This window comes from Holdemanella sp. MSK.7.32, assembly GCF_024460475.1.
In the GTDB taxonomy this organism is placed as follows: domain Bacteria; phylum Bacillota_I; class Bacilli_A; order Erysipelotrichales; family Erysipelotrichaceae; genus Holdemanella.
In genome coordinates this window covers 1-14,915 of sequence record NZ_JANFYN010000028.1, presented here as the reverse complement: position 1 = coordinate 14,915, position 14,915 = coordinate 1, and the positions used below count along the sequence as shown (strand labels likewise).

Annotated in this window: 11 protein-coding genes, 4 tRNA genes and 1 pseudogene; 13 read left to right on the top strand and 3 right to left on the bottom strand. The window is 36.1% G+C overall.

The features are described 5' to 3' along the window. Positions 1-134 precede the first annotated feature (134 nt). From nifJ to NE544_RS07645, 3 genes are all read left to right on the top strand, one after another. On the top strand, positions 135-3,683 hold the full coding sequence (gene nifJ / locus NE544_RS07655) for a pyruvate:ferredoxin (flavodoxin) oxidoreductase (protein WP_256268929.1): 3,549 nt from the start codon (positions 135-137) through the stop codon (positions 3,681-3,683). 90 nt (positions 3,684-3,773) lie between these two features. Beyond that, positions 3,774-4,724, top strand: coding sequence for a P1 family peptidase (locus NE544_RS07650; protein ID WP_256268928.1), 951 nt, complete (start codon positions 3,774-3,776; stop codon positions 4,722-4,724). 41 nt (positions 4,725-4,765) lie between these two features. Then, entirely contained in the window at positions 4,766-5,443 is a 678-nt protein-coding gene (locus NE544_RS07645) for an HAD family hydrolase (RefSeq protein ID WP_256268927.1), read from the top strand. A gap of 21 nt (positions 5,444-5,464) precedes the next feature. Here the strand turns inward: NE544_RS07645 and NE544_RS07640 are convergent, their stop codons facing one another. Both NE544_RS07640 and NE544_RS07635 read right to left on the bottom strand, forming a co-directional pair. Next, on the bottom strand, positions 5,465-5,788 hold the full coding sequence (locus NE544_RS07640) for a type II toxin-antitoxin system PemK/MazF family toxin (RefSeq protein WP_256268926.1): 324 nt from the start codon (positions 5,786-5,788) through the stop codon (positions 5,465-5,467). Beyond that, positions 5,788-6,039, bottom strand: coding sequence for an AbrB/MazE/SpoVT family DNA-binding domain-containing protein (locus NE544_RS07635; protein WP_256268925.1), 252 nt, complete (start codon positions 6,037-6,039; stop codon positions 5,788-5,790). Before NE544_RS07635 ends, NE544_RS07640 begins: the two co-directional genes overlap by 1 nt. 162 nt (positions 6,040-6,201) lie before the next feature. Between NE544_RS07635 and NE544_RS07630 the strand changes: the two genes are divergently transcribed. The 6 genes and pseudogenes from NE544_RS07630 to NE544_RS12315 all read left to right on the top strand — a co-directional run. Continuing rightward, a complete protein-coding gene (locus tag NE544_RS07630) occupies positions 6,202-7,065 on the top strand; it encodes a peptidase U32 family protein (protein ID WP_256268924.1) in 864 nt (287 codons plus the stop codon). Next, the gene (locus NE544_RS07625; protein ID WP_118114217.1) at positions 7,058-8,260 is read left to right on the top strand and encodes a U32 family peptidase; all 1,203 of its coding nucleotides are present in this window, start codon (positions 7,058-7,060) and stop codon (positions 8,258-8,260) included. The genes NE544_RS07630 and NE544_RS07625 overlap by 8 nt, the downstream gene beginning before the upstream one ends. Positions 8,261-8,277: 17 nt before the next feature. Continuing rightward, positions 8,278-9,972: a proline--tRNA ligase gene (locus NE544_RS07620; RefSeq protein ID WP_256268923.1), complete on the top strand. Its 1,695-nt coding sequence runs from the start codon at positions 8,278-8,280 to the stop codon at positions 9,970-9,972. A 94-nt stretch (positions 9,973-10,066) separates the two neighbouring features. Further along, positions 10,067-11,770 carry a hypothetical protein gene (locus tag NE544_RS07615; protein WP_256268922.1) on the top strand — a complete coding sequence of 568 codons (1,704 nt, stop codon included), beginning with the start codon at positions 10,067-10,069 and terminating at the stop codon, positions 11,768-11,770. 1 nt (position 11,771) lies between these two features. Then, positions 11,772-12,482 carry a Bax inhibitor-1/YccA family protein gene (locus tag NE544_RS07610; protein ID WP_256268921.1) on the top strand — a complete coding sequence of 237 codons (711 nt, stop codon included), beginning with the start codon at positions 11,772-11,774 and terminating at the stop codon, positions 12,480-12,482. A 525-nt stretch (positions 12,483-13,007) separates the two neighbouring features. Then, a pseudogene (locus tag NE544_RS12315) lies at positions 13,008-13,216 on the top strand (hypothetical protein); the annotation flags it as partial. 289 nt (positions 13,217-13,505) lie between these two features. On the opposite strand, the gene NE544_RS07605 reads toward NE544_RS12315, so the two are convergent. After that, the gene (locus tag NE544_RS07605) at positions 13,506-14,387 is read right to left on the bottom strand and encodes a YitT family protein (protein WP_256268920.1); all 882 of its coding nucleotides are present in this window, start codon (positions 14,385-14,387) and stop codon (positions 13,506-13,508) included. Between the two features lie 167 nt (positions 14,388-14,554). Between NE544_RS07605 and NE544_RS07600 the strand changes: the two genes are divergently transcribed. The 4 genes from NE544_RS07600 (at position 14,555) to NE544_RS07585 (ending at position 14,914) form a co-directional block, all read left to right on the top strand. After that, a tRNA-Cys gene (locus NE544_RS07600) sits at positions 14,555-14,628 on the top strand. Positions 14,629-14,633: 5 nt separating this feature from the next. Beyond that, positions 14,634-14,720, top strand: a tRNA-Leu gene (locus NE544_RS07595). Between the two features lie 26 nt (positions 14,721-14,746). After that, positions 14,747-14,820 (top strand) — tRNA-Cys (locus NE544_RS07590). A gap of 7 nt (positions 14,821-14,827) precedes the next feature. Further along, positions 14,828-14,914, top strand: a tRNA-Leu gene (locus tag NE544_RS07585). Position 14,915: the final 1 nt, after the last annotated feature.

Here is a 14,915-nt window from a genome sequence, read left to right as displayed (position 1 = left end):
GTGTTTTCGTCTCTTTTTTATACGCTTACAAATTAGATGAGACTAACCTCTATGGTGAATTTAACCTTTAAAATTTGACATGAAGCTCGTATAATAAACTATGGTATTGAATATCTATAAAGGAGGAAATATTAATGCCTAGAGCAAAACAGTCTATGGATGGAAATACGGCTGCGGCTCACGTTGCGTATGCTTTTACAGACGTTGCTGCAATTTATCCTATTACTCCATCTAGTCCAATGGCAGACTCTATTGACCAATGGTCTGCAGCTGGACAAAAAAATATTTTTGGAAATCAAGTAGTTGTAAGTGAATTACAATCAGAAGCAGGTGCTGCTGGTGCTGTTCACGGATCATTAGCTGCTGGTGCATTGACTAATACATTCACTGCATCTCAAGGTTTATTATTGATGATTCCAAACATGTACAAGATTGCTGCTGAACAATTACCATGTGTATTCGATGTATCTGCACGTACAGTTGCAACTCACGCATTGAACATCTTTGGTGATCACTCAGACGTTTATGCTTGTCGTCAAACAGGTTTCGCTATGTTATGTGAAACTAACCCACAGGAAGTTATGGATTTATCTCCAGTAGCTCACTTAGCTGCTTTAGAAGGTAAAGTACCATTCATTAACTTCTTTGATGGATTCCGTACTTCTCACGAAATTCAAAAAATCGAAAAATGGGACTACGAAGATTTAAAAGAAATGTGTCCAATGGAAGCTGTTGAGGAATTCCGTAAACACGCTTTAAATCCAGAACGTCCAACTATGCGTGGTTCTCACGAAAATGGAGATATCTTCTTCCAACACCGTGAAGCATGTAACACTGCATATGATGAATTACCTGCTGTAGTAGAAAAATACATGGGTAAAATCAACGAAAAATTAGGAACAAACTATGACTTGTTCAACTACTATGGAGATCCTGAAGCTGATCGTGTAATCATCGCTATGGGTTCTATCAATGACGTTGCTGAAGAAGTTATCGACTACTTAACTGCAAAAGGAGAAAAAGTTGGTTTAGTTAAGGTTCGTTTATATCGTCCTTGGTCAAGCAAACACTTATTAAAAGTTCTTCCTAAGACAGCTAAGAAAGTTGCAGTACTTGACCGTACTAAAGAACCAGGTGCTCTAGCTGACCCATTATACTTAGATGTAGCTACAACACTTCGCGAAGCAGGATTAAATGACATCACTCTTTGCGGTGGACGTTATGGTTTAGGATCTAAGGATACTCCACCTTCAAGTGTATTCGCTGTTTACACTGAATTGTTAAAAGACGAACCAAAACCTCGTTTTACAATTGGTATCGTGGATGACGTTACAAACTTATCATTGCCAGAAGTTAAACCAGCTCCTAACACTTCAACTCCAGGAACTGTTGAATGTAAATTCTGGGGTCTAGGAGGAGACGGTACTGTAGGTGCTAACAAGAACTCTACTAAGATCATCGGTGACCACACTGACAAATACATTCAGGCTTACTTCCAATATGACTCTAAGAAAACTGGTGGTATCACAATTTCTCACTTGCGTTTCGGAGACAAACCAATCCGTAGCCCATACTACATTAACCAGGCTGACTTCGTAGCTTGTCACAACCCTTCATATGTAGTAAATGGATACAAGATGGTTCAAGACGTTAAACCTGGTGGTGTATTCATGATCAACTGCCAATGGTCAGACGAAGAATTAGACAAACACATGCCTGCTGAATCTAAAAAATATATCGCAGACAACAATATCCAATTGTACACAATCAATGCCATCGATAAAGCTATCGAAATCGGTATGGGTAAACGTACAAACACAATCTTACAATCTGCATTCTTCAAATTAGCTAACATTATGCCAATTGAAGAAGCTGTAGATTACATGAAAGCAGCTGCTAAGAAATCTTACTCTAAGAAGGGTGATGCAGTTGTTGAAATGAACTACAAAGCTATCGATGCTGGTGTTGGCGCAACTCACAAAGTTGAAATTCCTGCATCTTGGGCTAACCCAGAAGCTGATGCACCAAAACCTGAATTGTCAGGACGTCCTGCAACAGTTAAGATGGTTAAAGACATCATGGAACCAGTTAACAAAATGGATGGAGATTCATTACCTGTATCTGCATTTACTGGAAACATTGATGGTCAATGGGAGACTGGTGCTAGTGCTTACGAAAAACGTGGTACAGCCGTTACAGTTCCTGAATGGGATGCTGAAAAATGTATTCAATGTAACCAATGTGCATTCGTATGTTCACACGCTACAATTCGTCCATTCTTATTGAGCGAAGAAGAAGTGAAGGCTGCTCCTGCACAAATCAAATTAGCTGATGTTAAACCAAAAGCTACAGAATTCAAATATACAATGAGTGTATCTCCATTAGATTGTATGGGATGTGGTGAATGTATCACTGTATGTCCAACTCAAGCAATCAAGATGGTTCCTCAAGAATCTCAAGCTGAAGAACAACCAGTATTCGATTACTTAGTAGCTAATGTTTCTAAGAAAGATTCTGGATTCGCTGATGACACAGTTAAGGGTTCTCAATACAACCAACCATTGTTAGAGTTCTCTGGATCATGTGCTGGATGTGCTGAAACATCTTATGCTCGATTAATTACTCAGTTATTTGGTGAACACATGTATGTATCAAATGCAACTGGATGTTCTTCAATCTGGGGTGGTCCAGCATCTGTATCTCCATATACAGTAAACAAAGATAGCTTACAAGGACCAGCATGGGCTAACTCATTGTTCGAAGACAATGCTGAACACGGATTCGGTATGCAATTAGGACAAAAAGTATTACGTGAACAAGCTATCGAAAAATTAGGTGCTATGAACGAAAGCGAAAAAGCAACTCCTGAATTCAAGGCTGCATTCGAAAAATTCATGGAAACTAAAGAAAATACTCGTACTAACACAGAAGCAACAAAAGCATTATTAGTTGAAGTAGAAAAAGCTGCTGAAGCTGGATGCCCAGATGCTAAAGCTGTATTAGATAAGAAAGAATACTTAGCTAAGAAATCTGTTTGGATCTTCGGTGGAGACGGATGGGCTTATGATATCGGATTCGGTGGATTAGACCACGTTCTTGCATCAGGTGAAAACGTAAACGTTATGGTATTCGATACAGAAATGTATTCAAACACTGGTGGACAGGCTTCTAAAGCATCTAACATCGGTGAAGTTTGTCAGTTCGCTGCAGCTGGTAAAGAAATGAAGAAAAAATCTTTAGCAGAAATCGCAATGAGCTACGGATATGTTTATGTAGCACAAATCGCTCTTGGAGCTAACCCTGCACAAGCAGTTAAATGTATTGCTGAAGCAGAAGCTTATCCAGGACCATCTTTAATCATCGGTTATGCACCATGTGAATTACACGGTATTGCTAAGGGTGGAATGAACCACTGTCAAGATGAAATGAAGAAAGCTGTTAAATCTGGATACTGGAACTTATTCTCATTTGATCCAGCTAAGAAAGAAGCAGGTAAGAACCCATTCACATTAACTTCTAAAGAAGGAGATGGAACTTACCAAGACTTCTTACACAACGAATCTCGTTACACTCGTTTAGTGAAACCATTCCCTGAAAGAGCAGAAAAATTATTTGCTAAGTCAGAAGAAGTAGCTAAAGAACGTTACGAACACTTACAACGTTTAGTTGAACTTTACAAGTAAGAAATAAATGAAAGAAGCTGATTAATTTCGGCTTCTTTTTTTGTGCAAATTAAAAATTATTACTATAATGGTTGTAAGAGGTGTTTACTTATGGGAAAAGGAAAATTAAATCGAATTACAGATGTAGAAGGTGTACTTGTAGGGCATAAGACAATTAGTTCAGGAACTCACCAAACGGGTGTTACATTTATTCGTACGGCTGAAGATGTATTTCATCAAAAGCTAGCTTGTGGTTGTAGTATTCTAAATGGTTTTGGAAAGACAACTGGCTTACCACAAATTATGGAGTTGGGTACTTTGGAAAGCTATATTTGTTTGACAAACACTTTAAATGTGGGTATTGTTCAACAAGCTTTGGTGGATATCATGGTAAAAGAAAATGAAGATCTAACAAGTGTTAATGTTGTCGTTGGAGAATGTAACGATGGATATCTAAATTCGATTCGTGATTGCGTTGTTACAAAAGAAGATGTATATGATGCGTATCGTGATTGTAAAAAAGAGTTTGAACTTGGCAGTGTTGGAGCAGGGCGAGGCATGTCTTGTTTTGAAATGTCAGGTGGTATTGGATCGAGTTCAAGAATCTTTGAAATTGATGGAAATACATATACTCTAGGTGTTCTTGTACTTTCTAATTTTGGCTTAAGAGAACAATATCTATTAGATAAAGTTGAGGGGAATCAATCGCCTTTAGAACAAGAAAAAGGTTCCATCATGATGATCATTGCGACGGATGCTCCGTTAAGTGATCGTCAACTTCATAGAGTTTGTAACCGAATGCCGGTTGGTTTAGCTTTAACAGGATCGCATATGGGCAATGGTTCAGGTGATATTGCGATTGCGTTTAGTACAGCTAATCGTTTTGGAGATGAAAAGATTCATACTTTAAAACAAATCAATGACAGCAAGATCAATGTAGTGTTTGATGCAGCCATTGAATCTTGTAAAGAAGCTGTGCATGTATCTTTAATTGAAAATGAAGAGGTAACGGGTCAGTCTGGACATGTTCGTAAGTGTTTAAATCAAGTGAAGATTTCATAGTGAAATCTTCTTTTTTATGTTATATTTTTTTTGGTGATTATATGAAGAAAGTAATGTTTGATTGTGATGATACACTCTATGATTTATCTTGGCCATTTCGCAAGTGCATGGAAGAATTCCTTCCGAATGTAGATGTGGATATGGATTTATTTTATGCGGATTATCGTAAGTTTGGAGATATGATTTTTGATGATCTTCAACAAGGAAAGATCACAATTGATGAATCTGGCGTTTATCGTATTGAAAAAGCTTGTGAAAAGTATGATATTGAATTTTCGCATTCAAAAGCTGTAGAGTTTCAGTCTCGCTATAAATATTATCAGCATCATATTGAAATGGATGCACCATTGATTGATTATTTCTCGAATTGTGAAGATGAACTTGCGATTTTGACAAATGGAGAGGATGCGCATCAAAGAATGAAATTAGAAGTTCTTCGTGTCTTTGATTATTTTAAACCTGAAAATGTATTTACGAGTGGTCAAATTGGTGTCGCAAAACCGGATGTGAATGCATTTAAAAAGTGTATGGAAGCAATGCATGAAGATATAAGCGAATGGTATTATGTGGGTGATAACTATATCAATGATATGCAGGGGGCTAAAAGTGCAGGCATGAAGACGATTCATTTTAATCGTCATCATCAAGTAAGTGGGCCTTGTGCAGATTATGTAGTATATAGTGCAAAAGAATTGGTTGAATTCATTAAAAAAGGTTAGACAAATCATCTAACCTAATCATTAAATACATGAATGAACTATATCGAGTACTTCTTGGAGGATGTTTTGTGGACATTCTTCTTTTTTTGTGGCTTTTCTTGCTTTTAAATCTAATGTTTTTACATGTTCACATAAAACACATCCAGTTGTAATTGTATTAGAATCAAGTTTTACATGTGTTGGAAAATTTTTTGTGTTATTTGTTATTGGGCAAACGATGAAAAGACCCATGATTTTGTTGTAATCATTATTGGAAATAACTAAGCATGGGCGTTTTCCTGCTTGTTCGTGCCCCTTAGTAGGGTCAAGGTCTATATATACGATATCGCCTTGTTTAAAAGACATTAAATTTCCTCCTTACCGACAATTTCATCAGACCAAATTTCTTTTTGTTCAGTCGGTCCGTCATAATTTGCGAATCTTTCAGCTAATGTTAATTTTTTTTCTTTTTTGGGTACAAGAACAATTGTTTCATTTTGAACTTTCATTTGAAGTTCGTCTCCAGCTTTTAAAGATAGAAGTTTCATCACTGCCATAGGTAATCGAATCCCTTGTCCGTTTCCCCATTTTGCAATTTTTAAACTGTTTTGAGTCATGATGTATGTCTCCTTTCATTACTGTCTGTCTCTACAATAAGTATATACAATGTATAAACAAAAAGTCAATGACTAAAATATAATTATAGTGATGATTTTAGGGTTAGGCATAGAATCACATTTGTGGTAAAATAAATTTGTATGTTTTGATAAGGAGTAATTATGTTTATAACAACAATTCATTCTATTGATTCATTAGAAAAATTAAAAAGAGCAAAGGCCGATGCCGTGATCATTGGTGTTGAACATTATTCGATTCGTTCGAGTATTACGGTAAAAAAAGAGGATTTACAGCTTTGGAAGAAGAAGTGTAAAAAGCTTGGCCTAAAATTATATATCAACTTTTTAAGATTATGTATGGATGAAGATCTATCGGGTGTTCGTGAATACTTTTCTATTTTTAAAGAATTGGATGTGGATGGTATTTACTATGCGGATGAAGGTCTATATTTTGAGGCGAAACAATTGGGGATTGAATCCAAATTGATTTATCAACCGGAAACATTGGTGGCTTCAAGTGCAGATGTAAATTTCTATATGTCTTTAGGCATTCAGTCTGTATCTTTAGCACATGAATTGAGTCTTGAAGAAGTGGTAAGTATTGGAAAGCACAATCCGGATATTGAAATCTTAGTGCATGGGTATTTCTCAATTCTGTATTCAAGAAGACCTTTGGTCACTAACTATTTAGAGGCTGTGAATAAACCGAAATGTTTATTACCGTGTCATTATGACTTGATTGAACAAACACGTGACAAACGTATGCCAATTGTGCAAGATGAGTCGGGTACACATATCTTTAGTGAAATGCCAATCAACTCATTACAGGAAATGTGGGATTTTACAGATGTAGGAATGCATCGCTTCCGCATTGATTCTTTGTTTTTTGATGATGATTGGACTGTTGAAATCTTGGGTTTATATGATTTAGCTTTACAAGGAATTAAAATTACGGATGATGAGTCAACAAACCGTTGGTATTTAGAAGAGACAATTAAGAAAAAGGAGGAGCAAGTAAATGAATAAGATTGAATTATTAGCTCCTGCTGGAAATTTAGAAAAGGCAAAGATTGCGATTTTATATGGGGCGGATGCCGTATATATTGGTGGTAAGCAGTTTAGTTTGCGTTCGCGTGCAAGTAACTTTTCCATTGATGAAATCGCAGAATTAGTCAAATTTGCGAATGCACATAATAGTCATGTGCATGTAACTGTAAATATGCTTCCGCATGAGTCGGATCTTGATGGCATTGAAGAGTATTTAAAAACTTTGGATTCGATTGGCGTGCATGCGATTATTGTGGCAAGTCCATCGATTATGATGTTGGCTAAAAAGCTTGGATGTACGTTTGAAGTGCATGTATCAACGCAGCATTCTTCTACAAATTCAAGTGCTGCAAGATTCTGGAAAGAAAAGGGTATGGACCGTGTTGTTCTTGCCAGAGAATGTCAAATGGATGATATTCGTTCGATTTGTGAAGAGAATATTCTTCCTATCGAAGTCTTTATTCATGGAGGCATGTGCATTTCTTTTTCAGGACGATGTGTTTTGAGTAATCATATGACGCTTCGTGATGCGAATCGTGGTGGGTGTGCGCAGAGTTGTCGTTGGAAATATCATTTAATGGATGGGCAAACAGAATTAAGTGATCCGACGAATTTATTCTCCATGTCTTCAAAGGATTTGCAGGCAGTGGATTATATTGAGGATTTCATTCATATGGGTGTAGCGTCTTTGAAAATTGAAGGACGTATGAAAAGTGCTTATTATTTAGCTACGGTTGTTTCTAGCTATCGTATGTTGATTGATTATATTTATGAGCATGGGCATGCGGATGTTGAAATCATTGAGCGTGTGAAAAAGGAAATTGCCAAGGCAGAGAACCGACCGACAGGGCCAGGCTTCTATAATGGTCTTCCTGGATATAAGGTACAGTTGTATCAAGATCATGATGAAACAGTAACGCAGGAATATGTAGCCATTGTACAGGATTATGATAAAGAAAGTCAGATGGCGACTTTACAAGTAAAGAATCATTTCATGCCAAATCAGGATTTAGAAATATTTGGTCCTCACATTTTAAGTACGATTGTACATGTTGGGGATGTGTATGATAGTGAAGAAAATGTATTAGAGGTTTGTAATAAGCCAATGCAGATCGTACATACAAAATGGTCTGGGCCTATTGAAGTCGATGCGATGATTCGTAAAATTAGATAGTGGAAGAGGTAAGTAAGATGAAATTAAGTCAGAGTTTCTTTTATACATTAAGAGAAAATGCGAAAGATGAAGATAGCGTATCAAGTAATTTGTTGGTGCGTGCTGGAATGATCAAAAAATGTTCAAACGGAATCTATATGATCATGCCTATGGGAAAGAAGGTTCTTTCTAAAGTTGAAAATATTATTCGTGAAGAAATGGATGCGAAAGATGCACAAGAATTGTTGATGCCAGCATTGATTCCAGAAGATGTATATGTACAATCGGGTCGCCGTGAAGCATTTGGTTCAAATATGTTTTCATTGAGTGATCGTTATAATAAGCGTTATGTTTTGGGTCCAACACATGAAGAATTGTTTGCAGTAGCTAGTAGTATGGATGGAAAGTCTTATAAGGATTTCCCTTATAACTTATATCAGATTCAAACGAAATATCGTGATGAAACTCGTCCTCGTTATGGATTGATTCGTGTTCGTGAATTCATCATGAAGGATGCGTACACATTTGATGTGGATGAAGCTGGATTGGATGTAGCCTACAACAAAATGTATGATGCATATTGCCGTATCATGGATCGTTTAGGATTGGAATATAAGATTGTTAAAGCAGATACAGGAGCTATGGGTGGTTTATTATCAGAAGAATATCAGGCTCTATCAAGTATTGGTGAAGACGTTGTTGTTGGATGTGTTGGTTGTGACTATTCGAGTAATTTAGAAATCACTGAAGTAGTAGATACTATGCAAGATTCTAGTGAAGAAGAACTTACTATGGAAGTTGTTGATACGCCAAACGCAAAAACAATTGAAGAAGTGGCTGCTTTCTTTGGTAAGAAGGAAAGTGATTTCGTTAAAACATTACTATATAACGTAGATGGAAAGGTAATCGCATTCTGTATTCCTGGTGATCGTGAATTAAATGAAACAAAGGCATTGAAATTATTGGGCGCTAATGAAATGGAAATGGCTAGCTTTGAAGAAGTTGAAAAGGTAACACATGCTCGTGTTGGTTTTGCGGGCCCAGTCGGCATTGATTGTCCTGTATATATGGATCGTCAAATCAAACATATGAAAAACTTCATTGTTGGTGCTAACCAATCGGATCGTCACATTAAGAATGTAAATTGTAAAGATTTCGAGCCTGTTGAAGTGGCAGATCTTTGTCAGGTTAAAGAAGGGGATATTTGTCCTAAGTGTGGTAAGAAGTTAACTTTCCAACATGGTATTGAAGTGGGTAACTTATTTAAATTGGGTACAAAATATTCTAAGAGTATGAATCTATACTATACAGATGCCAATAACCAATTACAGCCAGTTTGGATGGGAAGCTATGGTATTGGATTAGAAAGATGTATGGCAGCCGTTGCTGATCAGCACCATGATGATTTTGGTATTAAATGGCCAGTTGAAATTGCACCATTTAGACTTGCGATTGTTCCAGTATCTTTAAAGGATGAAGAACAAGTTAAGATTGCCAATGATCTATATGAATTCTGTAAAGAACACAAATTCGATGTTATTTTGGATGATCGTAATGAGCGTCCAGGCGTTAAATTTAAAGATATGGAATTGATTGGGGTTCCTTATCGTATTACTGTGGGTCGTGGTATTAAAGAGGGTAAGCTTGAGTGGACAGATCGTTATACGGGTGAAAAGACTGAAATTGCGATTGAGGATGTTTATTCTGAAATCGAAAAAGTTTTCGCCATGTAAACGCTTGTACTTGAGCTATAAACAAATAATTTAGTTTCACATTTACTTTCATGCAATTTTCATGTATATTAGTCATAGTTAAAGGAGTGTAATTATGCAAAATAAAATTGAAATTTTTAACAACCAGGTTATTATCAACTATAATTTGGCATATCCAAAGAGTCGTGAGGTTTTATTAAAATCTCAAACGTTCGCAAAATTCGTTCAATATTTCATTGAATATCAAGAAACAGATAATGCGAACATGTACGCGTATTTGACAAAGAATGGTGAATTGAATTCAAAAGAAGCTTCTTGTGATTTCTGTCACTTCTTACGTTTATTGTCAATCTTTACTTGCGAAGAATTAAAAGATGAATATTATCTTTCAGATAAAGATGCAACTTTAGATGTTATTGAAGAGATGTATCGTAATTGGCGTTCTTTACAACGTTTTGGATATATGAAGAGTGATAATTCAACGGATTTTGGTATTAATACATTAGTGGCATTTGACTCAGCTTCAAATGATTTATTACTTCGTACATATCGTTTGTTTGAAGAAAAATTAATGGGAAGACCAAACTTAGTATATCGTCAGGTTCAGGCTGGAACAAATGCATGTTTCTCTATTCATACTTTGGATAAAGTATGGGCTGATGAATATGCTGCATTACAAGATATTCCAATGATCGATACAGTTATGTTAAGAACTCCAATGATTTTGCATCCAAAATCAAGTAAACGTACAGGTATGTTTACTGAAATAGATACACAGCCAATGACATATTTCAAAAAGGGAGAATCAAACTGGTTCTGTTATCCTTGTAAGGTTGGATCTTTATTATGTTTCGTATACTTCAACTCAAAATATATGTCTAGTGCATTGAGTATGGCTAACTTGTTTGAATTAGCTACAAAAGAAGAGAGTGCGCAAAAACCAGATCTTGTTGTTATTTTTGGTAATGACGATGGAAATGATGCTACAAACTTCTATTATGATGAGGCCAATGATATTTGGGTAGGATGCATTAGTGATAATCCTCGTATCGAATACTTTGGATATTTAAAGAAAATGTGTTTAACATTACACAACTTGGCACAGATGAAAAAAGGTTGGTTACCAATCCATGGTGCTTTCGTAAACATCTATTTGAAGGATGGAACTAAGAAAGGTATCATGTTGATGGGTGATAGTGGTGCTGGTAAATCTGAATCCATTGAAGCATTAAAGGCAGCTGCTGGAGATATGATTCGTGAAGTAGAAGTTGTATTTGATGATATGGGAACAATTCACTTAGAAGATGGCGTTCCATATGGTCAGGGAACTGAAATTGGTGCCTTCATTCGTCTAGATGACTTGGATCCAGGTACTCCATATCGTGACATGGACCGTTCAATTTTCATGGCTCCAGAAAATCCAAACTCACGTATGATTCAGCCTGCTGCTCCATATCGTGTTGTTGTTCACAACCACAAAATTGATTTATTTGCGTACGCAAACAACTACACAAATGAATTTGGTCTAAAGAAATTATCTGTTCAAGAAGTAAAAGATACTTGTAAGTTAGGTAAGCGTATGGCTTTGGGTACAACGCATGAAGTTGGTATTTCAACAACTTACTTCGCAAACCCATTTGGTCCTATGCAAAAACAAGAGCTTTGTGAACCAATCATCGACACAATGTTCCAGGCTCTAGAAGACAACGGAGTATTTGTTGGTGAAATCTATACGCACTTAGGATTCGATAAATCAAACCGTAAAGGTTTAAATATTGCTGCTCAGCAATTATTAGAATTTATCCAGAAAAAGGATTAATATGTTTAACAACGATTCAATGAATTATTACTCAACAAGCACTTTAAAAAGTGCTTTGTTGAAGTCTTATGCATGGATGGCTATTGCCTTATCCATCACGGCAATTGTATCTTATGGTTTATATGCCACAAATGCTTTATTGATTTTATTGAGTACCATGCCATTTCTATTCATGTTGTTTGTGATTGCACCATTTATCTTGTCCATTGCCTTTGGTGTTTCTATGGCAAGATCTACATCCAGTACAGGTATGAAAGTCATGTTAGTGCTTTATGCCATCTGTATGGGTGTTTCACTTACTTCGATTGGCTATGTATATGATGTAGCTACAATTGGTACTGCTTTTCTAGTCAGTGCAGTTTACTTTATTAGTTTAGCTGTTATTGGTACAACATCTAAAAAAGATTTTACTAGCTTTGGCTCATTATGTATGATTGGACTATTTGTATTGATTATTACACAATGCTTTATGATGTTATTTAGAGTTAGTATGGATGTTCGCTTGCTTTCTATCCTTACTCTATTGATTTTTACAGGCATCACAGTTTGGGATGTACAAAGAATGAATCGTTTATTGATTCAATCGGATGGTTCAGTCGTAGCACAAGATAAGATCGCCATCTTCATGGCTTTACAATTGTATTTGGATTTCTTGAATATTTTCTTAAGAATCTTACAATTGATTGGCATGGGAAATCGAAATAATAAATAGATGTATTCGTAATGGATACATCTTTTTTTAATGCAGAATTGACTGTTTAATTTGATATAATTATCCTAAAGAAAGGAATAGATTTATCATATCTAGAGGACTGAATGTTATGGATATTCTTAATCTAATAATGGATATTTTAATTGGTGCTGCGTTTATAATGAACGTATGTTTCAAGCAATACTTTAAAGTATATGCTTATGGAATACTCCCTGCTATTTTCTTAGTATCAGTTTTTAATATCTACAGTGGTATAAAGAACAAAGATTATAAATCCTATCGATTGTTTTATTCTATATTCTGGATTCTTATTATTTTGATTTTATTACTAAATTTATAAAATACAATGTAATGTTGATAGACAGAAAAGATCATATAATATTTTAAGCTAAACTATCAAAAAGACTTTGGTATATTGAAGTGATGTCTTAACTGACTACTCCTCACCGCAAGCTCTTTGATGTCATGACGAAAGACTCCGGCAACGCACGAATACAGCTGCTATATTTTCTCATCACCGCGACCGGGAACATCAAGATGTACAAAGAGAAATCTACAGAGAAATCGACGGTGCCGTGGCGACAATCATGGTGCTTGACCGTGCTATCCGCTATGGCAATGATAATGGCACTTCAGTCTATGATAGCTGTGGGCTGCAATTAGTCGATTATAAAAAGTTTTTGCACTATAGTGCATTTACACGATTTTCTTGTCGATTTATGCTATCAAAATAGCACAGGAGGTGTGAAAATATGATAGATTCTCATGAACTCAGACGGCGTGATGGAACACCCCAGCACGATCAAAGAACCGCATATGCAATACGTATCATATCACAATTACGTTTCTTATTTGAATGTAAACAATTATAATGATACGAAGAAAAATCATGCAACGATTGTTAAGTTGATAGCAACTTTGACACGTGCTACAAAAACCACAGTTTAGTAATTTGGTGTTAAAACATTCTGCTATTATCTATTGAACAAATAAATTAAATAATGAAAATGGAGTAGTGTAATACTACTCCAAAGGTTTTTGATAGAAGTTTCCGTAGAAGTTTACAGTATTGTATGTATTGATCAATACTTTAGGATCGACCTTTCTTACGTTATCGACAACGTCTCTTAATTCATAAGTAGAAATAACGGCTTTACATACATAATACTTACGATGACTGTATGCACCATAACATTCAAATACGCTCATACCATGGCGACAAGTGGCCATAAAGGCATCAATGATGGGGTCTGGATCATTTGTCGTAAATTCAACGGTAATTTGTGCGTAGCGTTGATATAAAGAAGAAATTGTTTTTGTAGATAAGAATTGGAATAGGATGGAATATCCTGCATAGATCCAACCACATAAGTATCCAAAGACAATGATCATAGCACAGTTATAGAAAAATACATAATCCCAAATACCTCTATGAATCTTACTAGAAACGTATTGGGCAATGAAATCCGTTCCTCCGGTAGATCCTCCAGCCCTTAGGGATAGGGAAATGGAGAAGCCCCATAAGAATCCTCCAAATAGAACGTTTAAGATTTGATCTGTAAAGAAGGGTTCAAAATGGAAGATAGAAATAAAGAAAGATACTAGAAAGAATTGTACACAACTTAAAAATGTGAATCTTGGTGAGATGTGTTTGTAGCATAGGATGGCTGCAGGAACATTTAAAGCGATGATTCCAACTTGAGTAGGAAAGTTAATGTTTACTAGAGCACAGACTTTATTGATTAATAGAGCAAGTCCGGTAAATCCTCCTGAAATCAAATTGCATGGTGCCATAAATACATTCATGATATAACATTGCATAAAAGCACTAAATACAATCATAATGGTTGACGTCAATAGTCTTAACTTCTTTTCTTTTTGAAGCTGATGAATAATGTGTTGCATATAAATTAATACCTCTTGTTCACTGACAATTTAATGATAGGGCATTTGTCAAATAAGTTCAACCAAAAATAGGAAATGTACGATATTTAAAAAAATGTAAAAAAAATTAATTTTTTTCTTGCTTTTTATTTTACGTTGAGGTATTATATATGGGCAGTTAACGAAATGGTTCCGTAGCCAAGTGGTAAGGCAATAGACTGCAACTCTGTGATCATCAGTTCAAATCTGATCGGAACCTCCATAAATGGGGTCGTGGCGGAATAGGCAGACGCAACGGACTTAAAATCCGTTGGGAGAAATCCCGTGTGGGTTCAAGTCCCACCGTCCCCACCATCGTTTATTTACAATCAGCAAGTTACGGTTCCGTAGCCAAGTGGTAAGGCAATAGACTGCAACTCTGTGATCATCAGTTCAAATCTGATCGGAACCTCCAATTACATGGGGTCGTGGCGGAATAGGCAGACGCAACGGACTTAAAATCCGTTGGGAGAAATCCCGTGTGGGTTCAAGTCCCACCGTCCCCACCAT

What these genes read in the sequence shown, in the direction of transcription:
- nifJ (WP_256268929.1), top strand. Translation starts at nt 135, where the DNA reads ATGCCTAGAGCAAAACAGTCTATGGATGGAAATACGGCTGCGGCTCAC.
- NE544_RS07650 (WP_256268928.1), top strand. Translation starts at nt 3,774, where the DNA reads ATGGGAAAAGGAAAATTAAATCGAATTACAGATGTAGAAGGTGTACTT.
- NE544_RS07645 (WP_256268927.1), top strand. Translation starts at nt 4,766, where the DNA reads ATGAAGAAAGTAATGTTTGATTGTGATGATACACTCTATGATTTATCT.
- NE544_RS07640 (WP_256268926.1), bottom strand. Translation starts at nt 5,788, where the DNA reads ATGTCTTTTAAACAAGGCGATATCGTATATATAGACCTTGACCCTACT.
- NE544_RS07635 (WP_256268925.1), bottom strand. Translation starts at nt 6,039, where the DNA reads ATGACTCAAAACAGTTTAAAAATTGCAAAATGGGGAAACGGACAAGGG.
- NE544_RS07630 (WP_256268924.1), top strand. Translation starts at nt 6,202, where the DNA reads ATGTTTATAACAACAATTCATTCTATTGATTCATTAGAAAAATTAAAA.
- NE544_RS07625 (WP_118114217.1), top strand. Translation starts at nt 7,058, where the DNA reads ATGAATAAGATTGAATTATTAGCTCCTGCTGGAAATTTAGAAAAGGCA.
- NE544_RS07620 (WP_256268923.1), top strand. Translation starts at nt 8,278, where the DNA reads ATGAAATTAAGTCAGAGTTTCTTTTATACATTAAGAGAAAATGCGAAA.
- NE544_RS07615 (WP_256268922.1), top strand. Translation starts at nt 10,067, where the DNA reads ATGCAAAATAAAATTGAAATTTTTAACAACCAGGTTATTATCAACTAT.
- NE544_RS07610 (WP_256268921.1), top strand. Translation starts at nt 11,772, where the DNA reads ATGTTTAACAACGATTCAATGAATTATTACTCAACAAGCACTTTAAAA.
- NE544_RS07605 (WP_256268920.1), bottom strand. Translation starts at nt 14,387, where the DNA reads ATGCAACACATTATTCATCAGCTTCAAAAAGAAAAGAAGTTAAGACTA.